At 64.3% G+C, this 25,711-nt stretch carries 25 protein-coding genes; 13 read left to right on the forward strand and 12 right to left on the reverse strand.

What is annotated here, in order from left to right:
- Positions 1-4: 4 nt before the first annotated feature.
- Both HU230_RS21085 and HU230_RS21090 read left to right on the forward strand, forming a co-directional pair.
- Positions 5-709 (forward strand): response regulator transcription factor, encoded by a 705-nt coding sequence (locus tag HU230_RS21085; protein WP_176530023.1) that lies wholly within the window; start codon positions 5-7, stop codon positions 707-709.
- Positions 706-2,298 (forward strand): ATP-binding protein, encoded by a 1,593-nt coding sequence (locus tag HU230_RS21090; RefSeq protein WP_176530022.1) that lies wholly within the window; start codon positions 706-708, stop codon positions 2,296-2,298. Before HU230_RS21085 ends, HU230_RS21090 begins: the two co-directional genes overlap by 4 nt.
- Positions 2,299-2,304: 6 nt before the next feature.
- On the opposite strand, the gene HU230_RS21095 is transcribed toward HU230_RS21090, so the two are convergent.
- Positions 2,305-2,481 (reverse strand): hypothetical protein, encoded by a 177-nt coding sequence (locus HU230_RS21095; RefSeq protein WP_176530021.1) that lies wholly within the window; start codon positions 2,479-2,481, stop codon positions 2,305-2,307.
- A 164-nt stretch (positions 2,482-2,645) separates the two neighbouring features.
- Between HU230_RS21095 and HU230_RS21100 the strand changes: the two genes are divergently transcribed.
- From HU230_RS21100 to HU230_RS21120, 5 genes are all read left to right on the forward strand, one after another.
- Positions 2,646-3,677 carry a TRAP transporter substrate-binding protein gene (locus HU230_RS21100; protein WP_176530020.1) on the forward strand — a complete coding sequence of 344 codons (1,032 nt, stop codon included), beginning with the start codon at positions 2,646-2,648 and terminating at the stop codon, positions 3,675-3,677.
- Positions 3,678-3,694: 17 nt separating this feature from the next.
- Positions 3,695-4,255: a TRAP transporter small permease gene (locus tag HU230_RS21105; RefSeq protein ID WP_176530019.1), complete on the forward strand. Its 561-nt coding sequence runs from the start codon at positions 3,695-3,697 to the stop codon at positions 4,253-4,255.
- A complete protein-coding gene (locus HU230_RS21110) occupies positions 4,252-5,541 on the forward strand; it encodes a TRAP transporter large permease (RefSeq protein WP_176530018.1) in 1,290 nt (429 codons plus the stop codon). Before HU230_RS21105 ends, HU230_RS21110 begins: the two co-directional genes overlap by 4 nt.
- Before the next feature lie 40 nt (positions 5,542-5,581).
- Entirely contained in the window at positions 5,582-6,625 is a 1,044-nt protein-coding gene (locus tag HU230_RS21115; RefSeq protein WP_176530017.1) for a TRAP transporter substrate-binding protein, read from the forward strand.
- A gap of 80 nt (positions 6,626-6,705) precedes the next feature.
- Positions 6,706-7,857 (forward strand): CaiB/BaiF CoA transferase family protein, encoded by a 1,152-nt coding sequence (locus HU230_RS21120; RefSeq protein ID WP_234633887.1) that lies wholly within the window; start codon positions 6,706-6,708, stop codon positions 7,855-7,857.
- Here the strand turns inward: HU230_RS21120 and HU230_RS21125 are convergent, their stop codons facing one another.
- The 9 genes from HU230_RS21125 to HU230_RS21165 form a co-directional block, all read right to left on the reverse strand.
- Positions 7,858-8,712, reverse strand: coding sequence for an HpcH/HpaI aldolase/citrate lyase family protein (locus tag HU230_RS21125; protein WP_176530015.1), 855 nt, complete (start codon positions 8,710-8,712; stop codon positions 7,858-7,860). It lies immediately after the preceding gene.
- 3 nt (positions 8,713-8,715) lie between these two features.
- Positions 8,716-9,171, reverse strand: a complete 456-nt coding sequence (locus HU230_RS21130; RefSeq protein WP_176530014.1) for a MaoC family dehydratase — start codon at positions 9,169-9,171, stop codon at positions 8,716-8,718.
- Positions 9,172-9,948 (reverse strand): enoyl-CoA hydratase/isomerase family protein, encoded by a 777-nt coding sequence (locus HU230_RS21135; RefSeq protein WP_176530013.1) that lies wholly within the window; start codon positions 9,946-9,948, stop codon positions 9,172-9,174. It abuts the gene before it with no gap.
- Positions 9,945-11,171 carry a CaiB/BaiF CoA transferase family protein gene (locus HU230_RS21140; protein ID WP_176530012.1) on the reverse strand — a complete coding sequence of 409 codons (1,227 nt, stop codon included), beginning with the start codon at positions 11,169-11,171 and terminating at the stop codon, positions 9,945-9,947. Before HU230_RS21140 ends, HU230_RS21135 begins: the two co-directional genes overlap by 4 nt.
- 85 nt (positions 11,172-11,256) lie before the next feature.
- Entirely contained in the window at positions 11,257-11,973 is a 717-nt protein-coding gene (locus HU230_RS21145) for an ABC transporter ATP-binding protein (RefSeq protein WP_176530011.1), read from the reverse strand.
- A complete protein-coding gene (locus HU230_RS21150; protein WP_176530010.1) occupies positions 11,970-12,728 on the reverse strand; it encodes an ABC transporter ATP-binding protein in 759 nt (252 codons plus the stop codon). Before HU230_RS21150 ends, HU230_RS21145 begins: the two co-directional genes overlap by 4 nt.
- A 2-nt stretch (positions 12,729-12,730) precedes the next feature.
- Complete coding sequence (locus tag HU230_RS21155; protein ID WP_176530009.1) at positions 12,731-13,750, reverse strand: branched-chain amino acid ABC transporter permease; 1,020 nt, start codon at positions 13,748-13,750, stop codon at positions 12,731-12,733.
- A complete protein-coding gene (locus HU230_RS21160) occupies positions 13,747-14,649 on the reverse strand; it encodes a branched-chain amino acid ABC transporter permease (protein ID WP_092125855.1) in 903 nt (300 codons plus the stop codon). The genes HU230_RS21155 and HU230_RS21160 overlap by 4 nt, the downstream gene beginning before the upstream one ends.
- Positions 14,650-14,744: 95 nt before the next feature.
- Positions 14,745-16,004 (reverse strand): ABC transporter substrate-binding protein, encoded by a 1,260-nt coding sequence (locus HU230_RS21165; RefSeq protein ID WP_176530008.1) that lies wholly within the window; start codon positions 16,002-16,004, stop codon positions 14,745-14,747.
- Positions 16,005-16,173: 169 nt separating this feature from the next.
- Between HU230_RS21165 and HU230_RS21170 the strand changes: the two genes are divergently transcribed.
- The 5 genes from HU230_RS21170 (at position 16,174) to HU230_RS21190 (ending at position 22,148) form a co-directional block, all read left to right on the forward strand.
- Entirely contained in the window at positions 16,174-17,670 is a 1,497-nt protein-coding gene (locus tag HU230_RS21170; protein ID WP_176530007.1) for an AMP-binding protein, read from the forward strand.
- Positions 17,667-18,311 (forward strand): TetR/AcrR family transcriptional regulator, encoded by a 645-nt coding sequence (locus HU230_RS21175; RefSeq protein WP_176530006.1) that lies wholly within the window; start codon positions 17,667-17,669, stop codon positions 18,309-18,311. The genes HU230_RS21170 and HU230_RS21175 overlap by 4 nt, the downstream gene beginning before the upstream one ends.
- Positions 18,308-19,081 (forward strand): SDR family NAD(P)-dependent oxidoreductase, encoded by a 774-nt coding sequence (locus tag HU230_RS21180; RefSeq protein WP_176530005.1) that lies wholly within the window; start codon positions 18,308-18,310, stop codon positions 19,079-19,081. The genes HU230_RS21175 and HU230_RS21180 overlap by 4 nt, the downstream gene beginning before the upstream one ends.
- A 9-nt stretch (positions 19,082-19,090) precedes the next feature.
- Positions 19,091-21,013 carry a flavin-containing monooxygenase gene (locus HU230_RS21185; protein WP_176530004.1) on the forward strand — a complete coding sequence of 641 codons (1,923 nt, stop codon included), beginning with the start codon at positions 19,091-19,093 and terminating at the stop codon, positions 21,011-21,013.
- Between the two features lie 505 nt (positions 21,014-21,518).
- Entirely contained in the window at positions 21,519-22,148 is a 630-nt protein-coding gene (locus tag HU230_RS21190; RefSeq protein WP_176530003.1) for a 2-hydroxychromene-2-carboxylate isomerase, read from the forward strand.
- Between the two features lie 39 nt (positions 22,149-22,187).
- Here HU230_RS21190 and HU230_RS21195 read toward each other — a convergent pair whose 3' ends face one another.
- Both HU230_RS21195 and HU230_RS21200 read right to left on the reverse strand, forming a co-directional pair.
- Positions 22,188-23,198, reverse strand: coding sequence for a glutathione S-transferase N-terminal domain-containing protein (locus tag HU230_RS21195; RefSeq protein WP_176530002.1), 1,011 nt, complete (start codon positions 23,196-23,198; stop codon positions 22,188-22,190).
- The gene (locus HU230_RS21200) at positions 23,195-24,691 is read right to left on the reverse strand and encodes a M81 family metallopeptidase (RefSeq protein ID WP_176530001.1); all 1,497 of its coding nucleotides are present in this window, start codon (positions 24,689-24,691) and stop codon (positions 23,195-23,197) included. The genes HU230_RS21195 and HU230_RS21200 overlap by 4 nt, the downstream gene beginning before the upstream one ends.
- A gap of 188 nt (positions 24,692-24,879) precedes the next feature.
- Here HU230_RS21200 and HU230_RS21205 point away from each other — a divergent pair, with 188 nt between their 5' ends.
- Positions 24,880-25,674: a class II aldolase/adducin family protein gene (locus tag HU230_RS21205; RefSeq protein ID WP_176530000.1), complete on the forward strand. Its 795-nt coding sequence runs from the start codon at positions 24,880-24,882 to the stop codon at positions 25,672-25,674.
- Positions 25,675-25,711 lie beyond the last annotated feature (37 nt).

The following is a 25,711-nucleotide window of genomic DNA, read 5'->3' on the forward strand; positions in this document are numbered from 1 at the left end:
ACTCGTGACCCACCGCATCCTCATCGTCGACGACGACCTGCATATCCGCGAGGTCATCCGCGTCGCGCTCAAGAAAGCCGGCATGAACGTGGCCGAGGCCCGCGACGGCAAGGAGGCGCTGACCCGGTTTGCCGGCGAGCGGCCGGACCTGATCGTGCTCGATATCGGCATGCCGGAATTCGATGGCCTCGACGTTTGCCGCGAGATCCGCAAATCGTCCGACGTGCCGATCCTGTTCCTCTCCGCCCGTGACGACGAGATCGACCGCGTCCTCGGCCTGGAGATCGGCGGTGACGACTACGTGACCAAGCCGTTCAGCCCGCGCGAGCTCGTCGCGCGGGTGAATGTCATCCTGCGGCGCATGACCCCGCGGAAGGCGGGGACAAGGACAGAGGCCGGCGTGCTCTCCCGGGGACATCTCTCGGTCGATCCCGAGCAGCACGTGGCGGCATTCGCAGGCGTGCCGCTGCGCCTGACCGCGATCGAGTTCGGAATTCTGTGCGCCTTCCTGACGCGGCCAACGGCGGTGTTCAACCGCGAGCAGATCATGAGCGCGGCCTACCAGCTCAACATCCAGGTCTCCGACCGCACCATCGACAGCCACATCCGCAACATCCGGGCCAAGCTCGCAGCCGTAAACTGCGACAACGTTATCGAAACCGTTCACGGCGTTGGCTTCAAGCTCGGTCGCTGCGAGCAGCCAGCATGACATCGTTCCGCGCCCGCCAGAAGTGGCGACCGTCGCTTGGTCTGGTCATCTTCACCGTGCTTGCCTCGGTCGCGGTCCTGCCACTGATGGGGCTGTTCTTCTTTCGCCTCTACGACAATCAGCTGATTCACCAGACGCAAGCCGAGCTGATCGCGCAGAGCCGTGTCCTTGCCGCGATCTACGCCGAACTCGTGAAGGCACGGCTTGGCGATGGCATCCCGCTCGGCGCCACGGTACCGCCGGAGGCGCTGCCTGATCGCGGCGACCAGGTGACGCCGATCCGGCCCGCGCTCGATCTCGCCGGCAACGACCTGCTGCGGCGGCGGCCCGATGCGCTGCCGGCGGCGAAGCCGGCGGATCCGGCCTATGTCGAGATCGGTACCGCGCTCATGCCCATCATCCTGGAGACCCAGAAGGTCACGCTGGCGGGTTTCCGTATTCTCGATCCGCAAGGCGTGGTGATCGCCGGACGCCAGGAGGTCGGACAGTCGCTTGCCCATATCGAGGAGGTGGCTGCGGCGCTGGGCGGCCAGTATAGCGCCGCGCTCCGGATCCGCATGCCGGACAAACCTCCGCCACCGATCTATTCGATCAGCCGCGGCGTCGGTGTCCATGTCTTCTCCGCGATGCCCGTGATCGTCAACGATCACGTCGCCGGCGTGATCTACACGTCGCGAACGCCGAGCAACATCTTCGATCATCTTTATCAGGAGCGCGGCAAGTTCCTGCTCGCCACATTGGCCGTGCTGCTGGCAACCGTTGCAATCGGGCTGATGTTCTCCCGCACGGTCACGCGTCCGATGCGCGAGCTCGTCGATCGCGCCGTGCTGATCGGCCGCGGCGACCGCAATGCGTTTCAGCCCCTGCAGCACTATGGCACCCGCGAGCTGGCCCAGCTCTCCGACAGCTTCCTCGACATGGCTCAGCAGCTGTCGCGACGTTCCGACTACATCGCCACCTTCTCGGCACACCTGACGCACGAATTGAAATCGCCGCTGACATCGATCCGGGGCGCGGCCGAGCTGCTGCAGGATTCGCTTCAAAGCAAGTCGGACACGCTGACCCGATCCGAGCAACAGAGCTTCATCTCGAACATCCTTGCCGACGTCGCGCGGCTCGATGCGATGAGCCAGCGGCTGCGCGAGCTGGCGCGCGCGGAGAGCGCTCCGCAGAACGAGCAGACCTCACTCTCTGGCGTCATCGCGAACCTGAAGAGCCGCTTTGCGCAGCGGACGATCGTGGCCAGCGGCGACCTCGACCGCCCGATCGGGATGTCCGGCGAGAAGGCGCTGATGGTGCTGGCGCACCTGGCCGACAACGCGTTCCGTCACAATGCCAAATTGGTGCAGCTCGAAGCGACCGCCGAAGCCTCGACCGTCAGGGTGACGGTGAGCAACGATGGCGACCCGATCTCCGACGCCAACGGCGACAAGATCTTCGATGCCTTCTTCACCACCCGCCGCGACAGCGGCGGCACCGGCATGGGCCTCGCTATCGCGCAAGCCGTCATGGTGAGCCATGGCGGTACGATCCATCTCCTGCCCGCCAGCCAGAGCGTCGCTTTCGCGCTGGAGTTTCCCGCGGTCTAACCGGCGTCAGACCCGCTCGATGATGATCGCGGTCGCCATGCCGCCGGCGGCGGCGCTGAACCGTCGAGCACACCGGAGGAATTTCCCGCGTGGTGGACAAAATTGATCGAGATCTGGTTGCCTCTCAGCATCAGCTTCCAGCCAGTTGGCCGTCGCGCGCTTACGGCTTGAAATCAAGCGCATCGACGTCCTCGCGTGATCCCTTCCGCCCTCGCAATCGCGTCGGCGCATGGCGGCCCGCGCTCTCCCGATGTCCGATCAGGCATGCTCAGCCGAGCCATGCTTGACGAGCAAATTCGTTTGTGCGCAGCTGCTCAAAATAACAAGGCTACTCAGGGGCAGGAAAAATGGGCGGGCTTCGGCGAGCGCTGGCCGGTTGCGGCTTCCTCATCGCATCGATCAATCTGGCGGCAGCCGCGGAGCCGATCAAGCTGCGGGTGGCCGACTCTTTTCCGAAAGGGCACTACCTCGTCCGCCTCGTGCTCGAGCCCTGGATGGCCGAGGTGCAGAAGCGCACCAACAACGCCGTGACGTTCGAGCACTATCCGGCCCAGCAGCTCGGCAAGGCCGCCGACATGCTCACGCTGACGCAAACCGGCGTCGCCGATATCGGCTACGTCGCGCCCGCCTACGTGTCCGACAAGATGCCGGTCTCCGAAGTCGCGATGCTCCCCGGCGCGTTCGAGCATTCCTGCCAGGGCACGCTTGCCTATTGGAAGACCGCGCGAAGCGGAGTGATCGCGCAGCAGGATTATACCGCAAACGGCATTCGTCTGCTGCTCGCGGTGAGCCTGCCGCCCTATCGCATCCTGACCGTAAAGCAGGCGGTGAAGGACACAGCCGACATCAATGGATTGAAGCTGCGGTCGACCGGCGGAGCGCAGGACCTCACCTTGCGCGCGATCGGCGCGGTGCCGGTGCGCATGGCGGCACCCGACGCCTATGAGTCGCTGTCGCGCGGCACCATGGACGGTCTGCTGTTTCCGCTCGAGAGCGTCGTTGCCTATGGCGCCGACAAGCTCGTGAAGCATTCCACCGACGGCTTCGGTTTCGCGAGCTTCGTGGTCGCCTATTCGATCAGCGAGAACGCCTGGAAGAAACTGTCGCCGGAGATCCAGAAGGCGATGATCGACACCGCCGAGGAAATCCTGCCGTCCGCCTGCAAGGAAGTACAGAAGCAGGACACCGAGACGATGAAATCGATGGAAGCCGCAGGCGTCCACTTCGATACCTTGCAGCCTGACGTCGTCGCAAAGCTCAAGGACCTGACGAAGGGCGTGGGCAAGGCATGGGCCGACGGGCTCGATGCACGCGGCAAGCACGGTAGCGACGCCCTGAAGGAATTCAGCGCCGCCGTTGCGGCCGTGCCGGCCCAATAGCGCGGACGGAGCCCAACGTGATCAAGACAAGCCTGAAGGCTCTGACCGCCATCGAGAAGGTGACCTCGACCATCGCCGCGGCATTGATGTTTGCGATCATGATCATCGTGTTCTCCGATGTCGTGATGCGCTACGTGTTCAACCGGCCGTTCTCCTGGGCCTATGACCTGATCTCGCTCTACGTGATGGCCGGTGTATTCTTTCTCTCCCTTTCCGGCACCTACGCGGTGAACGGCCATATCAGCGTCGATATCCTGCTGCCGCGCTTCTCGGCGATCGTCCAGCGCCTCTGCGTCATTATCTCCAATGTCGTCGGCCTCGCGATCTTCGTTCCAATCGCCTGGCTCGGCTATCAGCGCGCGCTCGACAATTATGTGTCGGGCGACGTGATGGCCGGTGCGATCCCGTGGCCGACCTGGGCGTCCTCGATCTTCGTGCCGGTCGGTGCGGGAATTCTCGCGTTGCGCCTTGCCGTTCATCTCATTGCCAATACCGCAAGCCTCCTGACCGGCGAGAATTTATTGCCGCTGCCGGCCATCTCCGGTCATTCGGACAAGGCTGCCGGAGGTTTCGAATGATCCCGACCTTCATCCTCGCGCTGCTGTTCTTCCTGCTTGCGATCGGAACGCCGGTCGCGTTCGCCATGGCATTCTCCGGCGGGCTCGGCCTCTATCTGACCGGCGGCCTGCCGATCCTGCTCGGCGTGCTGCAGACGACGCCACTGTCGGCCGTCACCTCCTACGAACTGATCACGATCCCGATGTTCCTGTTGATGGCAGACCTAGTGCTGCTGTCGGGCGTCGCCGACGATCTGTTCAAGACCGCCGCAGCCTGGGTTGGACGCATCCCCGGCGGTCTCGGCATGGCGACCGCGTTGGCCGGTGCGGGCTTCGGCTCGATCTGCGGCACCAGCACGGCCTCGGCCGCGACGTTGTCCTCGACCAGCCTGCCCGCGATGATCCGCCAGGGCTACGAGCCCAAAATGGCGGCCGGCGTCGTCGCAATCTCGGGCACGCTGGCGATGCTGCTGCCGACTTCGGTGGCGCTGGTGATCTTCGGCCTGCTTGCCGAGGTGAACATCGGAAAGCTCCTGATCAGCGGCATCATCCCGGCGATCTTCGTCACCATCATCATCATGTCGACAATCTATATCCTGGTGCTGCTCGATCCCTCGCGCGCACCGACGATTTCGGCCGTGACATGGTCGGAGCGGTTCAGCCTGCTCTGGCAGGTCAGCCCGATGGTGGTCCTGTTCTCGATCGTCACAGGCACGATCTATCTCGGGATCGCGACGCCGACGGAAGCTTCCGCCTTCGGTGCGTTCGGCGCCTTCTGCCTCGCCTGCTGGAAGCGCAAGATCAACCTGGCCTCGCTCTACACGACGTTACGGCATGCCGCCCAGGGCACCTGCATGATCGTGCTGATCATCATGTGCGCGCACATCTTCGGCTATTTCTTCACCCTCACCCAAGTGACGCAGAACATCGTCGGGTGGGTCGGCGGGCTCGACGTCTCGCGCTGGATCATCATCACGCTGATCCTGTGCGGCTACATCGTGCTCGGCTCGTTCATGGATCAGATCGCGATCCTGGTGCTGACGGTTCCGATCGTGCTGCCGCTGATCAAATCGCTCGGATTCGATCCGATCTGGTTCGGCGTCATCAAGATCGTGACCGCCGAGGTCGGCATGATCACCCCGCCGATCGGATTGAACTGCTTCATCGTCGCACGCTACGCACATCGTCCCGTGGGCGAGGTGTTCCACGGCACATTCCCGCATTTCATCGCCCATCTGATCGCCATCGCCATTTTCGTGGCATTCCCGGAGATCATCCTCTGGCTGCCGAACCACATGCAACATTGAAGAAGCCGTCGGTCGAGACGGCCATCTCTGGGAGACTGTTATGAATTTCTCTTCCCGTTTCCTCGCCGGCGCAGGTGTCGCCACCGCCTTGCTGGCGGCTTCCGCATCATCGGGCCTTGCCCAGGAGAAGATCACCCTGCGCCTTGCCGACAGCCTGCCCTCCGGCCACGTGATCCATGAGCTCGTCGGCAAGCCGTTTTCAGAGCTCGTCACCAAGCTGACCAACGGCCAGGTCACGTTCCAGCACTTCCCGGCGGAGCAGCTCGGCAAGGCCAAGGACATGGCCCAGCTCACCGCGCTTGGCGTCGCTGACGTCTCCTACATCGTGCCGTCCTATTCGTCGGACAAGTTTCCGCTGACGGCCGTCGCCGAACTGCCCGGCATCTTCGACAGCGAATGCCAGGGCTCGCTCGCCTTCTACAAGATCTCGCACAATGGCGGCATCCTGGAGACCAAGGAGTTTGCGCCGAACCAGATTCGGCCGCTGGTGACGCTGGCGCTGCCGGCCTACCAGGTCCAGCTTGCGACCAGCCGCGATGTGAAGACGGCAAAGGACCTCGAAGGCCTGAAGATCCGCACCACCGGCGGCGCGATGGACCTGATGATGCGCTCGATCGGCGGCGTTCCGGTGCGGATGGCGGCACCCGAGATCTATGAATCGCTGACCCGCGGCACGCTCGACGGGCTGATCTTCTCCTACCAGAGCTCGGCATCCTACGACTTCGGGAAGATCCTGAAGTCGGGTACCGAGGGGCTGAACTTCGGCACGGCGATCTTCACCTATTCGATCGGCGAGCTGAAATTCAAGTCGCTGCCCGAGAATGTGCGCAAGGCGCTGGTCGAGGCCGGCGAGCAGACCACGCGCGAGGCCTGCAAGCGGTTCGAGGACGGCGAGAAGGCCGCTGCCGACAAGATCAAGTCGCAGGGCATGAAGGTCATCAACTTCAGCGCTGACGACAAGAAGGTGTTCGACACCGCCTTCAAGTCGGTGGCCCAGGATTGGGTGAAGGACGTCGACAAGCGCGGCAAGCCGGGCACCGACGTCTTCAAGGCCTTCACCGAAGCACTGGCCGCTACACATTGAGCAAGGCACCGACGAGAGAAAAACCATCCGCGCCGGCGGGTCCGCTCGCTGGCGTCAGGATCATCGACCTCACCAGCGTCATGATGGGACCCTACGCGACCATGATCCTCGGCGACTACGGCGCCGACGTGATCAAGGTCGAGAGCCCCGATGGCGATGTGATGCGCCACGCCGCCCCGATGCGCCATCATGCGATGGGCGCGATGTACCTGCAAGGCAACCGCAACAAGCGCTCGATCATGCTCGACCTGAAGAAGGCCGGCGGCCGCGCGGCGCTGCTGCGGCTTGCCACCGATGCCGACGTGTTCGTCCACAACGTCCGTCCTGCGGCGATGGCGCGGCTGAAGCTCGGTGCCGACGATCTCCTCGCCACCAACCCGCGGCTTGTCTATGCCAGCCTGCACGGCTTCGGCGAGACCGGGCCCTATGCCGGCCGGCCCGCGTATGACGACCTGATCCAGGGGCTGACCGCCCTGCCCGCGCTGACCGGCAGGATCACCGGTGAGCCGCGCTACTCGCCGGCGACCATGGCTGACCGCATCGTCGGCCTCAATGCCGTCCACGCCATCCTGGCCGCGCTGTTCCACCGCGAGCGCACAGGCGAAGGCCAGGCGATCGAAATCCCAATGTTCGAGACCATGGCGCAGTTCGTGCTCGGCGATCACATGGCCGGCCGCAGCTTCGCGCCACCGATTGGCCCATCAGGCTACTCCCGGCTGCTGTCGCCCGACCGCCGTCCATATCAAACCAGCGACGGCTACATCTGCGCGCTGGTCTATTCCGACAAGCAATGGAACGCGTTCTTCGCCAAGATCGGCCTCACCAATGAGGCCGACCGCGACCCGCGGCTGAACAGCATCTCTGCGCGAACCCGGAACTACGATTTCGTCTACGACTGGTTCTCGCAGATGATGAAGACCCGCAGCACCGCCGAATGGATGCGCTTCTTCGAAGAGGCCGACATTCCGCACGCGCCGCTGCACGACCTCGACAGCCTGATCGACGATCCGCATCTGACCGCCGTTGGGCTGATCCAATCACTGGAGCATCCGACCGAAGGCACGCTCCGCGTGGCTGGCCCGCCCGCCACCTGGAGCAAGACGCCGCCCTCGATCCGGACCTATCCGCCGAACCTCGGCGAGCATGGCCGGGAGATCCTCCGCGAGGCTGGACTTGCGGATGCGGAGATTGCGGCCCTCCTCAAGGAGGGCGCGCTGATCGACCCCGACTGACTATTTCCTGCGCGACGCCAGGATCTTCTCGGCGGCGCGCAGGTGCGGCTTGTCCAGCATCTTGCCGTCCATCTTGGCGACCCCGGACGGATTGTTGGCAAACGCAGCGATCACCCGCTCCGACCACGCGACCTCCTCATCGGTCGGCATGAAGGCCGCGTTGACGACATCGACATGCTTGGGATGGATCACGGCCTTGGCGAGGAAACCGTCCTGCCGCGCCGCGATCGCCTCCGCCTTCAGCGCATCGAGATCGTTGATGTCGGTGGCGATGGTATCGATCGCGACCACGCCGGCTGCGGCCGCGCCGATCAGACAGAGATCGCGGGCGAGGATGAAGGGCGAGTGATAGCGGCCGTCGGTGCGGTTGCGCGTTGCGCCGAGCGAGGCCGCAAGGTCCTCCGCACCCCACATCATGCCCCAAAGCCGCGGGCTCATGTTCTCGAAGTCGAGGATTTTCAGCACCGCGCGCGCCGTCTCGGTCGCCACCGTGACGATCCGCGTGGTGCCCTGCGCGATACCTGAGGCGGCCTCGAATGCATCGAGATAGAGCGCGAGCTTGTTGACATCGGCAGCGCCGGCGCATTTCGGCAGCACGATGCCATCGGGCTTCCCGGGCATCACCGCCGCGAGGTCGCCAAGCGTCAGATCGGTATCGAGCGCATTGACGCGGATATAGAGCTTCTGGTCCGGATTGCGCGCATCGAGCATCTCGCGCGTGATGCCACGCGCGACAACCTTCTGCTCCGGTGCGATGGAATCCTCGAGATCGAGAATCAATGCGTCGGCCGCGGTCTTCTTCGCACTCTCATATTTCCGGGTGCTGTCGCCGGGAACGAACAGGAACGATCGCATCGTCTATGCCTTCGGCTTGCAGTGCATCAGGCCGGTGCGGCGGCAGCTTGCCACAACCTCGCCGCGCTGGTTGGTCATGGTGTGCTCGAATTCGACAATGCCTTGGGTCGGCCGCGACTTGCTGGCGCGCTTGCCGATGATCCTGGTATGCGCCTTCAGCGTGTCGCCATGAAACACCGGCTTTGGAAACTTGACGTCGGTCATGCCGAGGTTGCCGACCGTGGTTCCCAAGGTCGTGTCGTACACGCTCATGCCGATCATGATACCGAGCGTATAGAGGCTGTTGAACAGCCGCTGGCCGAACTCGGTCTTCTCGGCGAAATGCGCATCGAGGTGCAGTGGCTGCGGATTCATGGTCAGGAGGCTGAACATCGTGTTGTCCATCTCCGTCACGGTCCGGCTGAATTCGTGATGGAATTCCTGCCCGACCTCGAACTCTTCGAAATACAATCCAGCCATTTACCGTCCCTTGTAGTTGGGCGTTCGCTTCTCAACGAACGCATTCAGCCCTTCCTGGCAGTCCTCCGTCGATGCGACCACCACAAAGCTTTCCGCCGTGTTCTCGACCGAGCGGCGGAAATCGGCATCGACCGCGCGCGTGAAGGCATCGCGGCCGATCTTCATCACGATGGGCGATTTCGACGCAAGCTTGCGTGCGATCTCATGGGCCCGAGCCAGCGCGGTGCCCTTCGGCACCACCTCGCTGAGCAATCCCATGCGGAAGGCGGTCGCCGCGTCGAAGGGCTCGCCGAGGAATAGCGGGCCGAACGCTTGGTGCTTGCCGACCAGCCGCGGCAGCCGCACGAAGTGGATCGCCGGGATCAGGCCGACATCGATCTCTGGATAGCCGAAGGTCGAGCCGTCGCCCGCAACGATCATGTCGCAGGAAATCGCGATCGTCATGCCGCCAGCCCGGACCGCACCATCGATCGCCGCGATCGTTGGCTTGCCCATGCGGTACTGCGTATCATTCAGCGCGAAATACAGCCGCTCGAGGAATGTCTTGGTCTCGATCGCGGGCTTGCCCCTGACGATGTCGAGGTCGAGGCCGGCGCAGAATACCTTGTGGGCGCTGCTGATGACGACGGCGCGCACCGCGTCATCATCGCGCGCTTTTGCCAGCGCCGCCAGCAGCGCGTCGATCAAGGGGATGCTGAGCGCGTTGACCGGCGCGCGATCCAGCACGATCTCCGCAATCTGATCGCGAACCGAGTAGCGAACGAGGTCTGTGCTCATGATGTCTTGCCTCCTGTCATCGCCTTGGCCTGCCGCACCGCGCCCGACAGCAGCAAGCCATCGATCTCGGCGGTACCGAAACCAGCCTCTGCCAGCACAGCGCGGCTATCTTGCCCGACATCAGGCGCGGGACAAAGATGATCCTCGGACAGGCTCGCGATCCCCGGTGTGCGCGGCGTGTAGACGGGGCCGACCCCGGGCGTATCCTGGCACACCGACGCCCTGGTCGCCTCGACATGGGCGTTGCGCAGCCATTCGCCGGGATCGAGGATCCGCTCCGCTATGATATCGGCGGCGTGCAACCGCGCCAGCCAGGCATCGGTCTGCTGGGTCAAGAAGACCTCGCGCAGCTGCGGGATCAGCGTGTCGGCCGCATCCGCACGCCGGGCGAAGTCGGCGAAGCGCGGATCGGCGGCGAGATCCTCGCGGCCGATCGCACCACACAGCCGCCTGTATTGCGGCTCGTTCACCAGCGTCACCATCATCCAGCCGTCCTGCGTCTGGTAGGTGCCGGCCGGCACGTTGAGCGCACGCGGCGCGCCGCCCTCGAGGATGAACTCCGCGACCTTGTGGCCGAGCAGCGCCGACGTCGACTGGCAGAGATTGACGTCGATCCAGCGTCCGGTGCCGACCCTCGCACGCGCGAACAGGGTCGTGGCAATGGCCTGGAATGCGTAGACGCCGGTGACGACGTCGGAGATCGTGGTGCCGACCCGATGCGGCACACCATCGGTACCAATATTGACCGAGACCAGCCCGGAGAACGCCTGCGCGACCGAGTCCGAGCCGGGTCGCTTCGAATACGGCCCGTTCTGCCCGAATCCGCTGACCGACAGGTAGACCAGGCCCGGATTGTCGCGCGACAGGCTCTCATAGCCGAGCCCGAGCCGCTCCGCGACACCGGGACGAAACCCTTCGATGAGCACGTCGGCCTCGCGCGCCAGAAGCTGCGCGATCGCGATCCCGTCCTTGTGCTTCATGTCGAGGCACAGGCTGCGCTTGCCGCGGTTATAGACGGCCGACAGCGTCGTGTGATTGCCGTAGGTCGTGCCCAGATAGCGCGACCAGTCGCCTTCGGGCGGTTCGACCTTGATGACGTCGGCGCCGTAGACCCCGAGCAGCATCGCGCAATAGGGCGAGGCGATCCCTTGCCCGAAATCCAGTACTTTCAGCCCGCGATACGGCGCCTCGTGCGTCGGCGTCAGCTTGCGTTCGCCCGCCATTTGTCCTCCCACAGCTGTCGAAGAGCCTTATTCTCTTGGGCACGATCTTCTCGGAAAACCGCTGCGCACTTTTCCGGATCATGCCCTACAGCGCCAGATAGCGCTGCCGGATGTTGTCGTTGGCCTTCAGCTCTTCGATGGAGGATGTGTAGACGATCTGTCCCTTGTCGATAACCGTCGCGTGGCTCGCAAGGCCAAGGCAAAAATGCATGTTCTGCTCGGCGATCAATACCGTGGCACCGGTGCCGCGGAGCTGCCGCAGCAGCTCGCCGATGCGCTGCACGATGATCGGCGCCAGCCCCTCGCTCGGCTCGTCCAGCAGCAGCAGCACCGGATTGCCCATCAGCGTGCGGGCAATCGCCAGCATCTGCTGCTCGCCACCCGACAGCCGTCCGGCGATCCGGTGCCGCAGCGGCTCCAGCAGCGGGAACACGTCGTAGACGCGGCGGATCGACCACTCGTCCTCGCCGTCCGGTCCCTTCTTCTGGCCGATGACGAGGTTGTCCTCGACGCTATGCGCGGGAAAGATCTGCCGGTCCTCCGGCACGAAGCCGAGCCCGGCCCGCGCGATGTGATGCGGCCTCATCCCGGACACCAGCTGGCCGCGCAAGGTCACCTTGCCGCGGCGTGCGGGCGCCAGCCCCATGATCGCCTTCATGGTGGTCGACTTGCCGGCGCCGTTGCGGCCCAGCAGCGCCATGGTCTCGCCCTGCCGCACCGAGAGGCCGACGCCGAACAGGATCTGGCTGGTGCCATAATAGACGTCGAGATCCTCGACCTGCACCACCGGCTGGGCGCTCATGCCACTGCTCCCGCATGGTCGTCGCTGCCGAGATAGGCCTCGATGACGGCTTCATTCCTTCGGATCGCATCAGGCGTCCCGGTCGCCAGGATCCGGCCGTAACACAGCACGACGATCTCAGGTGCGATCTTGAACACGATGTCCATGTCGTGCTCGATGAACACGACGGTGATCTTCTGCTTCTCCCAGAGCTCGCGCACCTTGTCGATCATGCGCCACCGCTCCTCGGTGCCCATGCCCGCGGTCGGCTCATCGAGCAGCAGCACCTTGGGGTCAAGCACCAGTGCGAGCGCGATATCGAGCAGCTTCTGGTCGCCATGCGACAGCGTCGCCGCGGTCCTGTTGCGCTTGCCGGCAAGGCCGAGCAGCTCCATCGCGTGCTCGGCGCGGTCGCGCGTCTCGGCCAATGGAAAGCGGCGATGCATCACGCCGGCGCGGCGCTGATCGGCACAGACCGCTGCCAGCATCGTCTCCTCGACCGTCAGCGAGGGGAAGATGCTCGCGACCTGGAAGGCACGACCGATGCCATGGCGCACGATCTCGGGCGGCGTCTTGCCCGCCATGTCGACGCCATTGAGCAGGATCTGCCCGGCGTCCGGCCGCAGCGCGCCCGTGATCAGGTTGAAGAACGTGCTCTTGCCGGCACCATTGGGGCCGATCACGGCGGTGAGCGAACCGTCGGCGAAGTCCAACGAGACGTTGTCGGTCGCCTTGACGCCGCCAAAGGATTTCGAGAGGGCGCGAATCTCCAGCATGGCTAACCGCGCCCCTGGCCGCGACGTTGCGCGAACCATTCGACGACAAAGTCCATCAGCCCTTTTCGCAGGCCGATGGCAAAGAACAGGATCACGATACCGAGCACGATGCCGTGATACTCGGTCAGGCGCGTGACGGTGTCGTTGAGGATCAGCAGCAGCACCGTTCCGACCATCGGCCCGAGGAAGGTGGTCACGCCGCCGAGCATGTTGATGAAGATGCCCTCGCCCGAGATCGTCCAGTAGGCGAATTCGGGATAGGCGCCGGAGACGAACAGCGCCATGATGATGCCGCCGGTCGCCGCGAACAGCGCCGCCAGCACGAAGATTGTCAGCTTCGCGCGCCAGACATCGATCCCGATGAAGCTCGCCCGCGTGGCATTGTCGCGGATCATGCGCAGCGTGTAGCCGAACGGCGACTGCGCGATCTGGCGCATCAGGAACAGCCCGATCACCAGCAGCGCGCAGCTCGTGATGTAGAGATGCAGATGGTTCGAAAGGTCGATGCCGAGAAACGACGGCCGCGGAATGCCGCCGCGCAGGCCCTGGTCGCCACCGGTTAGCGATTGCCACGACAGGATCGTCGAGTGGATCAGCATCTGGAACGCCAGCGTGACGAAGGCGAAATAGATCTCCTTCAGCCGCACGCAGATCGCGCCGATGACGGCGGCGACGACGAAGGTCATCGCCAGCGTGGCGACGAAGGCCACCGGGATCGGCACGCCGGTCTTCTGCATCATGAGGCCGAAGCCATATGCCCCGAGGCCGAAGAACATGCCGTGCCCGAACGAGATCAGACCGGTGTAGCCGACCAGAAGGTTGAGCGACGTCGCGAATAGACCGTAGGCCGCGCAGCGGATCACGAAGTCGAGCAGCTGCTTGCTGCCGAAGACCATCGGGAGCAGCGCGAGCACGGCAAACGCCGCGACTGCGACCAGGAGATCGCGATAGCGTTGCGGCCTGGCGTCGATCCGGGGCACCTTGAGCGGCTGCGCGCCCTGCCCGGCCTGCAACTCGGTCATGCCACCTCCTTGCCGAACAGGCCGGTCGGACGCGACACCAGCACGATCACCATGAAGAGATACATCAGCCCCTCGGTGAACAGCGGGAAGCCGAGCGATCCGAACGAGCGGATCAGGCCGATCAGGAGCGCGCCGATCAGCGCCCCCAGGATCGAGCCCATGCCGCCGATCACGGTGACGATGAAGGACTCGATCAGCACCGAGAAACCCATGCCCGGCGTCAGCGAGCGCACCGGCGCGGCCAGCGCTCCCGCCAGTCCCGCCAGCATGCCGCCGAGCGCGAACACGCCGCCATAGATCAGCCCCGTGTTGATACCGAGCGCCGATACCATCCCGGGATTGTGCGCGGCGGCGCGGATCACCTTGCCGATCCTGGAACGCGCCAGCCCTAACCCGAGAACCACCGCGGCGACGAGCGCCACCCCGATCAGCAGCAGATAATATGGCGGCACCACGCCGCCGGCGATGAACAATGGCGGCACCTGGAACGCTGCCGGCATACCCATCGACCTGAATTCGGGCCCCCAGATCATGCGAACGACATCGTCGAAGATCAGCACGAAGGCATAGCAGACCAAAAGCTGCATCAGCACGTCGCGGCCGTAGACGCGGCTCATGAAGGCGCGTTCGAAGATCAGACCGAGGAGCGCGGTGCCGACGGCTCCGCTCAGGATCGCCAGCGCAAAGCTGCCGGTGAGCTGGTAGGCCGTCATCGCGAAATAGGCGCCGAACATATAGAAGGCGCCGTGGCTGAAATTGACCACCTTGAGCACGCCGAAGATCAGGGTCAGCCCGACGGCGACAAGAAACAGCAGCATGCCGATAATCAGGCCGCTGGTGGTCTGCGTCACCAGGCATGCAGGACTGGTGAGGCAACTGGCGAGCGCGTCGAGGTCCACGAGAATCATCCATTACGGCGGGCCGCAACGCCGGCGCGCGACAAACATCAGATGCAAGGCGGAGACAGCACGCGGCCTCCGCCCCCGCATGCGGATCAGGTGTAGCCCTTGCTCTTCTTCCACTCGGCTTCGAGTTCGAAGATGGTCTTCCAGTCCCCGGCCTTCACGTCAGGCACGTAGGGCTCCTGCGGGATCGTGGTGCCCCAACCGATCGCGTAGCCGACCAGCGTGTGGTCGTCGGCGCGCATGGTCACGGTGCCGTCGGCACCGAACGGGCATTTGATGGTGAGCCCGGTGAGGGCCTCCGCGACCTTCTTGCCGTCGGTCGAGTTCGCCTTCTTGACGGCCTCGTTGAGGAACATGACCGCCGTCGCGTTCTGCCAGGACCAGTTGGTCGGGTACTCGTTGTACTTCGCCTTGTAGGCATCGCCCCAGGCTGCATTCTCCGGCGTCGGCGGGAATGTCTTGATGTAACGGTCGCCGGAGTGGATACCCTTGGGCAGGTTCTTCACCACCGTGAGCGCGGTGTAGTCGGCCATGTTGACCGCAAACACCTCCATCTGCGTGAACATCGCGTAGATGTTGGCCTGATCGATGTAGGAGGTGAGATCGCCGCCCCAGAGGCAGGAGTAGAGCGCCTGTGGCTTGGCCTGCAGGATCTTGGTCACCACCTCGGTGTAATCGGGCTGGAACAGTTTTGGCCAGGACTCGCTGATGATCTCGACATCGGGCGCGAACTTCTTCAGATACAGCACGAACTCGCCGGTGGTGTCGCGGCCATAGGCGTAGTCGGGCGAACAGGTCGCCCATTTCTTCAGGCCCTTGGCCTTGGCGATCCCGGCCGCGTAGCCGGCGCCGACGATCGAGTCATGAATGCCCTGCCGCACGCAGCGGAAGGCGTTCGGAATATGCTGCTTGGGATCGGCGGTCAGCGACGACGCTTCCGAGCAGGTGTGGATGCAGAGCACGCCGAGATCGCGCGCCACCTCGTGAACCGCGAACGATCCAGACGATGCCTCGCCATCGAGCAGCATCTCGCAGCCGTCGGTGTTGACGAGCTCGCGCGCGATCCGCGCGGCTTCCTGCGGCTGTCCCTTGGAGTCGCGGATCACCATCTCGATCTGCCGCCCGGCGAGGCCGCCGGCGGCATTGACCTTCTCGACTTCCAGCATCACCGCGTTGCGCGAGGACGTGCCGAGTTGCGCGACGCGGCCTGACAGAATGGTCGGCATGCCGATCTTGATGGTCTTGGCCTGTGCGCGCGCCACCCATGGCGCAGCAAAGCTCACCGCACCGGCGCCCATCAGCGCAAGCGTCGAGCGCCGGCTGACGCCCGGTTTCCGGGTCCTCGTCATATTCCCCTCCCTGTCGGGTTCGCGTTCCCAAATCCCTGTCGGAGATCGTTTCGTCTCCATGGCAGCAATGTTTTCAGAGCAAGGGGGGTGACGTCAAGCCAAAGATGAATTACGACTCATAATTCATCGAGGGAGAAAACGGCGCCGGAATGGGCCCGACGGACGGCAAATGATCAATCTTTCCAGCTTCATCGCATTTCATGCCAGGCGGACACCGGACCGCTGTGCGCTGAAATATCGCGGCGAAGATGTCTCCTACGCAGATTTTGATCTGCGGATCCGGCAGGTTGGCAGCTGGCTCGCCGCACGCGGGATCGCGCCGGGCGACGTCGTCGCCGTCCTGATGAAGAACAGCACGGCGTTTCTCGAGCTGGTGTTCGCCACCAGCCACATAGGCGCGGTATTCCTGCCGATCAACTATCGTCTGTCGGCCGATGAGGTCGGCTACATCGTCGGCAATTCCGCCGCGCGCCTGCTCGTAGCCGACGAGGAATTTGCCGCGATCGCAACCGGTGGCGCGCCGGTCGTGCTGCTGGGTGAAGTCGCGCAGTCCAGCGTCACCAACCTTGCTCCCGACATTGCGCCGTCACCGATCCATGTGCGCCAGCCGCGCGACCTGATGAGGTTGATGTACACCTCGGGCACGACGGATCGCCCCAAGGGGGTGATGCTCACCTACGAGAACATCTATTGGAAATCCGCCGACCAGACCGTGGTGCTCGGGCTGAACGCCGACACGCGGCTGCTCGTCGTTGGCCCGCTCTATCATGTCGGCGCGCTCGACCTGCCCGGCATCGCGGTGCTTTGGCACGGCGGCATGCTGTGCATTCACCGCACCTTCGAGCCTGAACCGGCGCTGGCCGCCATCGAGCGCGAGAAGCTCAACGCGGCGTGGTTTGCACCGGTCATGACCACGGCGCTCCTCACCTGCCCGAACCGCGAGCGCTACGACGTCTCCAGCCTGCAATGGGCGATCGGCGGCGGCGAGAAGACGCCGGAGGTCCGCATCCGCGCCTTCTCTGACTATTTCAAGAACGCGCGCTACATCGACGCCTACGGCCTCACCGAAAGCTGCGGCGGCGATACCTTCATGGACGCCGGCCGCGAGATCGAGAAGATCGGCTCGACCGGCCGCGCCATCGCCCATGTCGAGATCGAGATCCGCGACGATGCCGGCAAGCGCCTGCCCGCCGGCCAGAACGGCGAGATCTGCCTGCGCGGCCCGAAGGTCACGCAGGGCTACTGGAAGGATCCCGAGAAGACCGCATCCGCCTTCTTCGGCGACTGGTTCCGCACCGGTGACGTCGGCTATCTCGACAACGACGGCTTCCTCTATCTGACCGAGCGCAAGAAGGACATGATCATCTCCGGCGGCGAGAACATCGCTTCCTCCGAGGTCGAGCGCGTCATCTACGAAATTCCCGGGGTACGCGAGGTCGCGGTGATCGGCCTGCCGGACGACCGCTGGGGCGAGAAGCCGGTCGCCATCGTGGTGCTGGCCCACGACGCGAGGCTCGACCTGGCTGATCTCACTGACTACTGCCGTGCGCGGCTCGCTGGCTTCAAGGTGCCGCGGCAGTTGATCATCCGCGACAGCCTGCCGCGCAATCCATCCGGCAAGGTGCTCAAACGTGTGCTCCGCGCTGAACTCGAGGCCACCGCATGACGCAAACGACATCCGCCAAAGTGACAAAACTCAACCGGGTCGAGCGCAACGCCTGGACCAAGCAGAAGATCTTCGATGCTGCGACCAAGGTCGTCGGCAAATACGGCTATGCCGAAGCCTCGGTTGCGCGCATCACCGAAGCCGCCGGCGTCGCGCAGGGCACCTTCTACAATCATTTCGAGAACCGCCAGGAGCTGCTCGACCAGCTGCTGCCGAAGATCGGCCTCGACATGGTCCGCTTCATCCATGCGCGCACCGGCACCGCAAACGAGGCCCGGCAGGAGGTCGAGCGCTTCAGCGCCTTCTTCGATTTCATCCGCGAGGTCCCGGAGTTTCTCCGCATCCTCAACGAGGCCGAGTTCTTCGCGCCGACCGGCTACCAGAAGCACTTCGACAATATTTCGAGCGCCTATGTCCGGATCCTCCAGCGCGCGCGGGCCGCGGGCGCCACCAACACCTTCAGCGACGAGGAGTTCGAGGCCATCGTCCAGGTCTTGATGGGTGCGCGCGGCTATCTCAGCCGCCGCTATTCCTACTCCGAGCAAGGCGTCACCGCCGTGCCCGACTACGTCATCACGGCCTACCAGAAGCTGGTCACGCGCGGCCTGTTCACCACGAGCGACAAGGGAAGAAAGTCATGAGCGCCGACGGCATCATCCTCATCACCGGCGGCAGCCGCGGCATTGGCGCGGCGACCGCGACGCTGCTCGCCGATCAGGGGCATCGCGTCGTCATCGTCGACATCGCGCCTGAGCCGCTGGTCGGAACAGCCGCCATCCTCTGGCCGGCGCCGTTCGACGTTGCGAGCGAAAGCGCCGTCGTCGCCGGCATTGCCGATATCGAGAAAGCGTACGGCCCGATCACCGGCCTCGTCAACGCGGCCGGCGTGTTCGGCAAGATGCACACGATCGAGCGGGTGCGGATGGAGCAATGGGACCGCGAGGTCAATATCGACCTGCGCGGCACCTTCCTGGTCGCGCGCAGCGTCGGCATCGGAATGGCCAGGCGGCGGCATGGCGCGATCGTCAACGTCGCCTCGGTGGCCGGCATGACGTCGGGTCCGATCCACGCCTATACCGCGGCGAAGGCCGGCGTCATCCAGATCACGCAGACGCTTGCCGCCGAATGGGGACGTTCCGGCGTGCGCGTCAACGCGGTGTCGCCCGGCTTCACCCGCACGGTGGCGCTCGAAGCCGGTATCGCGTCGGGCGCCCTGAGCAAGGAGCTGCTGGCCCGCCCGACCGCGATGAACCGGCTGGTCGAGCCGATCGAAGTGGCGCAGGCGATCGCCTGGCTGCTCTCACTGCAGAGCAGCGGCGTGACCGGCATCAACCTGCCGGTCGACGCCGGCTACATCGTCGGCACCACCTGGGCCGCCTATGGCGGTCTGCCCGACGCACCGGCGAGCTGAGGACAACGCATGAATATCGAGCTTTCGCGCAAACACCTCGATCTGTCCTCCGCCATCGCCGAGGGCGACATCCGCGTGCTGCTGATGGTGCTGGTGCACATGACCGGCGACGATAAGTGGCTGGAGCCGCCGTACAAGCCGAAGCGCGACGTCCGCCTGATCCCCGATCCGGACGCCGGCGTGCCGAAGGAGATCCAGGACGAGATTCGTGCCGCGGTGCTGAACCTGTTCGCGAACGGAACGCCGAAGCCCGTCATCACCGATCCCGGCAACGAGCTGATGCTGCGGATGATGCGTGCGACGCTTGGCGAAAATGTCGCGCCGGAATATGCCCCGCTGATGCGGGAGGAGATGGGATTCGTTCCCCGCGAGGCCCGTTGGCGCGATCGCCCTTCCGACGAACGACTGGCGCAGCAGCATGTGCTGATCGTCGGCGCCGGTGTCTGCGCGATCGCGCTTGGCGTTGCGCTCGGGCGGCTCGACATTCCCTATACCATCGTCGAGAAACAGGACGAGATCGGCGGCACCTGGTACGTCAACCGCTACCCCGGCTGCGGCGTCGATACGCCGAACCACTCCTATTCCTTCTCGTTCGGCGCCCGCAATCCGTGGACCCGCTATTTCGCGCAGCGCCAGGAACTGCTCGACTACCTGCTCAAGGTCGTGCGCGAATACGGCATCCGCCAGCACGTCCGCCTCTCGACCGAGCTCGTCGCTTCGCGCTGGGACGAAGGCAAGCGCCGCTGGATCTCGACGTTGAAGACGGCGAGCGGTGAAGAGACGTTCGAATCCACTGCGCTGGTCAGCGCGATCGGCCAGCTCAATGATCCCTCGCCTGCCTCTTTCAAGGGAGACGAGAAATTCACTGGCCTCAAAATTCATTCGGCGCTGTGGTCCGACGATATCAAACTCGACGGCAAGCATGTCGCCGTAATCGGTACCGGCGCGACCGCGATGCAACTGGTGCCGTCGATCGCTGACCGCGTCGCCTCGGTCACCGTCTACCAGCGCACCGCGCAGTGGGCACGGCCGGTGAAGGGCTATTCCGACCCGATCACCGAAGGTGCGCAGTGGCTGCTCGCCCATCTTCAGTTTTATGTGCAGTGGTACCGCTTCAACATGTTCTGGCGTTACGGCGACGGATTGTTGCCGTTCCTCCGCAAGGATCCGGCGTGGCCGCATCCGGACCGCGCCGTCAACAAGGGCAACGACCGGCATCGCCAGGAGCTGGCCGACTTCATCCTCTCCGAGCTGAAGGACCGCCCTGATTTGATCGAGAAGTGCATGCCGACCTATCCGCCTTACGGCAAGCGCATCCTGCTCGACAACAACTGGTTCAAGACGCTCACCAGGCCGAATGTCGAGCTGGTCACCGACACGATCGACCATTTCGCTGCAGACGGAATCGTCACGGCCGACGGCAAATCCCGGCCGCACGACGTCATCGTGATCTCGACCGGCTTCAAGGTGTCGGAGATGGCGGCGCGTCTCAACATCACCGGCCGCGACGGCAAGAACCTCAAGCAGGCGTGGCGCGACGACAATCCGACCGCCTATCTCGGCCTCACGGTGCCTGACTTCCCCAATCTATTCCTGATGCTCGGCCCCAACTCGGGGCCCGCGCATGGCGGCAGCGTGATCTTCCAGTCGGAATGCCAGAGCCGCTACATCTCCGCCTGCCTCGTCGAGATGATCGAGAACGATATCGCCGCGATCGACGTGCATCCCGACGCGCATGACGAATACATCCGCAACGTCGATGCCGAGCATGAGCAGCTGATCTGGACGCATCCGGGCATGACGACCTACTACCGCAACAGAAGCGGCCGGGTATTCTCGGCGATGCCGTGGCGGTTCGTCGACTATTGGAAAATGACGCACGATCCGGACTTCACCCGGTATCGAACGACCAAGTCGCGACAGGAAACCTGACCTGAAATACCCCGCTCGTTAACTTGACAGCAGGCCATATCTGCCGCAACATTTTGTTAACTGCACCTGCTGGGGTGTGGGAGCGCCTGCTCCCCGCGTCGCAGGAATTGACGGACGATTTTGGAATCGGCCGCCAGGCAGAGAAGCGGACAGAGGTCCGTCGGCCCACCCTTGGAGAGGAGCATGACGCCACCGGCGAAAGCCAGCGACCTTGCTCAGCGGCAAGGTCTCGGTGCACGTTGAGGCGAACAGCAGCTGCTAGCCGCGTGCGCCGCCGACAATCTGAACATATCCGCAGGACGAGAGCGCAAAGGCCAAGCGCTTTTAGGTCCCGAAACACCACTGGTCTACACCAGAGATCCTTCGCTAAAACGAAGTAGCAGGGCCCCGCGATGCTTGAATGCACCGGGGCCCATTCGTTTGCGCGCCATCTCTCCCTCGTCGCACCGCATTGCGTCACCGCGCGGGATCGGGAACAATTGTCCCGACTGGGTGAGGAACGCTGATGGAAAAACCGCTTGTACGCATCTACACCGACTACAAGTCTCCGTACGCTTATGTCGCCAACAAGCGGCTGTTCGAGCTCGAGGAGACCTTGGGCGTGGAGCTGGAATGGCTGCCCTACACGCTTCGCATTCCCGAATTCATGGGCACAGTCGAGGAACGCACTCCGCATTTCTGGCGCAAGGTGCGCTATTCCTACATGGATGCGCGGCGGTTCGCGAATGCGCAGGGGCTCGTCATGAAGGGCCCGCGCCGGATTTACGACGCATTCCAAGCCAGCGCCGGAATGCTGTTCGCGCAGCGCCACGGGCTGTTCCGGCCTTATCATGACACGGTGTTCCGGAGGTTCTGGAACCATGAGCTGGAGATTGATGAGCTGTCGGAGATTGCCGGCGTGATCGCCGCGATCGGCGGTTCCGCTGACGCGTTCGAGACCTACGTTCGCGGCCCTGCCCGCGCGGAACACGATCGCATCATCGACGAGGCCGAAGCGCTCGGCGTGTTCGGGGTACCCAGCATGGTGTTCAACGGCGAGCTGTTCTGGGGTGGCGACCGCATCGACATGCTGATCGAGCGGATCAGGCATCCGGAATCGGTCGCGGTCGCGCTCGGGACCAGGCACCGGACCTAAGCTCTCGCCGTTCTAAATCTGGTTGCCGTCCCTGATCGATCAGCCTCCATTCAGGGTCGCCCAGCATCCCGTGCGTTCCAGCACGGGCTTCAACGCCGCGCGATCTCCGGCATCGAGCGCGGCAAACTTCTCGCGCAGCTGCTGCAGGCACTTGACCTGATATTTGAACGGCGCCAGCGCGTAAGGCAGTCCCCAGACGTTGATCTCAAGGCGCGCGAGGCCTTCGGCGAATGCATCCGCGTTAGCGGCAAGGAACGGCAGATAGAGCTCGCCAGCGATCCGCAGCAGCGATTCAGCGAATCCGCCGAGCGCCTGCTCGCGCGAATACCAGTTGCCCTCGACACCGGAGGCATCGTCGAGCCGCCGCACCCAGTGTTCGGTGAACGGCGCGCGCTCGCGCATGATCCGCATCGGGGTCGGATCGGTCGCCATCTCGCTGAGCTGGCCGAACCAGGCGAAATCCGCCAGTGACGGCCGGCTGCCGAACAGGTAGTTCGCCATGCCGACATGCGGCTCGAACGCCGCAAGCGTCCGGCGATAGCTCTCCTCCAGCAGCGGCCGGTTCTCGTCGGTGGCGCCGAGAATGACCATGCGCGAAATCTGCCGCTGCCGGAATTCCTCGATCTCCGCGCGGCTGCCGGCCGCGGCTTCCGACGTCGACCATTCCTCGCCGGCCCAGCGCGAGACGTAGACCTGATCCTCGGGGTCCCACCAGCGATACAGAAACAGCGGCTTCACCGCCCATTCGTCGGCGAGGTCCTCGAGCAGATCGCAGACGAAGGCTGTGGCCTTGTCCTCCGGGATCACCGAACGCCCCTGGTGACGCGCTTCCAGATCGTAGGCCAGCGTCGTGGTCTCGCCGCGATAGCTGCCGTCGGGATATTGCAGCACCGGAATCAGCATCGGCTTCAGATGCGCGGTCGCCGCGCGCAACGCTTTGGTCATGATGACCCAGTCGTGCGGGATCCGCCGGTAGCGCATCAGCGCGCGCAACTTGATCGCATAGGGCGATGCGGTCGAACCGATCAGGCGGTAGCGGCCCTCCGTCATGACGCCCCCTCCGAAAACGCCGGATTGCCGTACGGATAGAACTGCGCAAGATCGACGTTCTTATAGGGCAGCCTGTCCAGCTGCGTCGTGCCAAGGAAAGGCTCGTCAGGCTCGACCAGCAGGATCGTCTTGGCAAAGCCGTTGTCGTCGAAGCCGCGCCGAAAGTGCACCCGCGACTTGATCGCCATGACCTCGAATCCACCGATGTCAGGCACCAGCGCCTTCAGCGAGAACGGCTCCATGATCTGCACCAGATAGGTGGAGAGGATCAGCACATTGTTGCGGCCGAAGCGCACGCAGACCCAGAACTGCCCGTACCCCTCGGCCGCCGCCGAGATCGTGCCCTGAATGCGAACCGGATCGCCCGCCGACTCGTCGGCGCGGCCACCGATCTCCATGTCGAAGGCATCGCCGGCCTTGGCGCCGGCCGCCTTCAGGCTTGCCGTTGCGTTGGCGTCGGCAATGGTCGCGATCACCGTGTTGGCGAGGTCCTGCGCGATGATCTCGCGCAGCAGCCAGGTCGCCGATCCCGACCGGTCGCTGTGATCGGCCAGCACTACGGGCGTGTTGCCATCGGCGACGGCCTGCCTGGCCAACGCGACGCCCTCGGTGATGCTGTGCAGCTTGGTCGATTGCAGCAAGGCCTCGCGCAGCCGCCAGATCGTGCCGGCGAGATCGCGCGCGACCTGCTCGGCGAGTTTTGGGTTGTCGTTGGTCAGGACCTGCACCGTCATGCCGACATCGGGGACATCGGCGAACGGGAAGCCGAAGAAGATGTTGACGTAGACGTCGACCTCGCGGGCCTCCCACACCAGCGCGCGCTGCGCGAGATCCATCCACGGCCGCGCGCCGGTCCATTGCAGCACGGTGGGCGAGATCACGGGAACCTTGATGGTCTTGTGCGCCGGTCTGTAGTCGCCGCGGATCGCCCGGACCAGCGTGCGCGCCGCCCGTTCGCCCTGCAGATGCGCGTCATAGTGCGGGAAGTATTTGACGGCGAACGCCATGTCGGCCTGTTCGAGGAACGCCTCGTCCTCATTGCCGTGAGGGTCGAAGGTCGCGGCGATGAAGGCGGAGCGGCCGACCACCTCGCGGACCTGCCGCGCCAGATCGGCCTCGGGCCGCGGGACGTCGCGCACGGCCATCGCGCCATGCAGGCACAGATAGACGCCGTCGAACGGCCCCTCTTCCTTGAGCCCGGCAATCATCCTGCCGGTGAAGGTCCGGTAAGCTTCCTGGGTGATCCAGCCCGATCCGGTGTAGGTCTTCGGCCAGAGCGGGGATTCGATGCCGACCAGTTCGACCTCGGAGAATTCGCGCGCCACCTGCACGAAGCCACCCATATAGTTCTTGGGATCGAACTGGAGCAGCGCCTCGCCCTTGGCCGGCGAGCCCGGATAGATGAAGTCGTCGAGCGTGGTCTCGTTCGGCAGGAACGAGACGGTTTCGTGGGAGAAATGCAGGACGGCGATACGAATCTTGCGTTCGCTCATTTTGTGCGCCTCGGCTATTTTTTCGTATCCTGACATCGAACCCGCGGTGCGCCAATGCCGCATTCGGTTTTTGCCCGCCAGACCTGCAAATAAGCAGACGCGGCGCAGCTTGCCGCCGTGCCGATTCTGCTATGGTCCACGCCAACAATCGGGCCCCGGCCCCGCAGATGTCTCAAGGAGAGAACGCCATGAATCCCCCCGTCAGCTCGCCCGCGATCAAGGTCGTGAAATCCGTTCGCGAGCAGGTGAGCGCCGAGGAGTGGCAGGCCCGTGTCGATCTTGCCGCCTGCTATCGGCTGACGGCGATGTACGGCATGACCGAGATGATCGCAAACCACATCTCCTGCCGCGTGCCCGGCACCACCGACCAGTTCCTGATCAATGCCTATGGCATGCTGTATGAGGAGATCGACGCCTCCAGCCTGATCAAGGTCGATGTCGAGGGCAACACGCTGCTCAACGCGACCGACTATGACGTCAATGTCGCGGGCTTCGTCATTCACAGCGCCATCCACATGGCCAAGCACGACATGGACTGCGTCGCGCACACCCATACGCCTGCCGGCATGGCCGTCTCCGCGATGGAATGCGGCCTGCTGCCGCTGGCGCAGACCTCGATGCGCTTCCTGCACATCGCCTATCACGACTTCGAAGGCATCGCCGACAATGTCGACGAGCGCGAGCGGCTGGTCCGCGACCTCGGCGACAACGAGGCGATGATCCTGCGCAACCATGGCCTCTTGGTCGTCGGGCGCACCGTGCCCGCCGCCTTCAACGTGCTGTTCCGGCTCGAGCGCGCCTGCCAGACCCAGGTGATGGCGCTGTCCTGCAACACCAAGCTGACCTATCCGCCGCAAAACATCCTCGAAGACACCTATGAGCGGATGCTGCCCAAGCCCGGCCGCGCCGCCCGCAACGGCGAACTCGCCTGGCCGGCGCTGCTCCGCAAGCTCGATCGCGCCGATCCGTCGTACCGGGACTGAGACGAAATCGCGCCTTCGCATCAACTTTGGGCGTCGC

The sequence above is a fragment of the Bradyrhizobium quebecense genome, assembly GCF_013373795.3.
In the GTDB taxonomy this organism is placed as follows: Bacteria; Pseudomonadota; Alphaproteobacteria; order Rhizobiales; family Xanthobacteraceae; genus Bradyrhizobium; species Bradyrhizobium quebecense.

What these genes read in the sequence shown, in the direction of transcription:
- HU230_RS21090 (WP_176530022.1), top strand. Translation starts at nt 706, where the DNA reads ATGACATCGTTCCGCGCCCGCCAGAAGTGGCGACCGTCGCTTGGTCTG.
- HU230_RS21095 (WP_176530021.1), bottom strand. Translation starts at nt 2,481, where the DNA reads ATGCGCTTGATTTCAAGCCGTAAGCGCGCGACGGCCAACTGGCTGGAA.
- HU230_RS21100 (WP_176530020.1), top strand. Translation starts at nt 2,646, where the DNA reads ATGGGCGGGCTTCGGCGAGCGCTGGCCGGTTGCGGCTTCCTCATCGCA.
- HU230_RS21110 (WP_176530018.1), top strand. Translation starts at nt 4,252, where the DNA reads ATGATCCCGACCTTCATCCTCGCGCTGCTGTTCTTCCTGCTTGCGATC.
- HU230_RS21115 (WP_176530017.1), top strand. Translation starts at nt 5,582, where the DNA reads ATGAATTTCTCTTCCCGTTTCCTCGCCGGCGCAGGTGTCGCCACCGCC.
- HU230_RS21120 (WP_234633887.1), top strand. Translation starts at nt 6,706, where the DNA reads ATGATGGGACCCTACGCGACCATGATCCTCGGCGACTACGGCGCCGAC.
- HU230_RS21125 (WP_176530015.1), bottom strand. Translation starts at nt 8,712, where the DNA reads ATGCGATCGTTCCTGTTCGTTCCCGGCGACAGCACCCGGAAATATGAG.
- HU230_RS21130 (WP_176530014.1), bottom strand. Translation starts at nt 9,171, where the DNA reads ATGGCTGGATTGTATTTCGAAGAGTTCGAGGTCGGGCAGGAATTCCAT.
- HU230_RS21135 (WP_176530013.1), bottom strand. Translation starts at nt 9,948, where the DNA reads ATGAGCACAGACCTCGTTCGCTACTCGGTTCGCGATCAGATTGCGGAG.
- HU230_RS21140 (WP_176530012.1), bottom strand. Translation starts at nt 11,171, where the DNA reads ATGGCGGGCGAACGCAAGCTGACGCCGACGCACGAGGCGCCGTATCGC.
- HU230_RS21145 (WP_176530011.1), bottom strand. Translation starts at nt 11,973, where the DNA reads ATGAGCGCCCAGCCGGTGGTGCAGGTCGAGGATCTCGACGTCTATTAT.
- HU230_RS21150 (WP_176530010.1), bottom strand. Translation starts at nt 12,728, where the DNA reads ATGCTGGAGATTCGCGCCCTCTCGAAATCCTTTGGCGGCGTCAAGGCG.
- HU230_RS21155 (WP_176530009.1), bottom strand. Translation starts at nt 13,750, where the DNA reads ATGACCGAGTTGCAGGCCGGGCAGGGCGCGCAGCCGCTCAAGGTGCCC.
- HU230_RS21165 (WP_176530008.1), bottom strand. Translation starts at nt 16,004, where the DNA reads ATGACGAGGACCCGGAAACCGGGCGTCAGCCGGCGCTCGACGCTTGCG.
- HU230_RS21170 (WP_176530007.1), top strand. Translation starts at nt 16,174, where the DNA reads ATGATCAATCTTTCCAGCTTCATCGCATTTCATGCCAGGCGGACACCG.
- HU230_RS21175 (WP_176530006.1), top strand. Translation starts at nt 17,667, where the DNA reads ATGACGCAAACGACATCCGCCAAAGTGACAAAACTCAACCGGGTCGAG.
- HU230_RS21180 (WP_176530005.1), top strand. Translation starts at nt 18,308, where the DNA reads ATGAGCGCCGACGGCATCATCCTCATCACCGGCGGCAGCCGCGGCATT.
- HU230_RS21185 (WP_176530004.1), top strand. Translation starts at nt 19,091, where the DNA reads ATGAATATCGAGCTTTCGCGCAAACACCTCGATCTGTCCTCCGCCATC.
- HU230_RS21190 (WP_176530003.1), top strand. Translation starts at nt 21,519, where the DNA reads ATGGAAAAACCGCTTGTACGCATCTACACCGACTACAAGTCTCCGTAC.
- HU230_RS21195 (WP_176530002.1), bottom strand. Translation starts at nt 23,198, where the DNA reads ATGACGGAGGGCCGCTACCGCCTGATCGGTTCGACCGCATCGCCCTAT.
- HU230_RS21200 (WP_176530001.1), bottom strand. Translation starts at nt 24,691, where the DNA reads ATGAGCGAACGCAAGATTCGTATCGCCGTCCTGCATTTCTCCCACGAA.
- HU230_RS21205 (WP_176530000.1), top strand. Translation starts at nt 24,880, where the DNA reads ATGAATCCCCCCGTCAGCTCGCCCGCGATCAAGGTCGTGAAATCCGTT.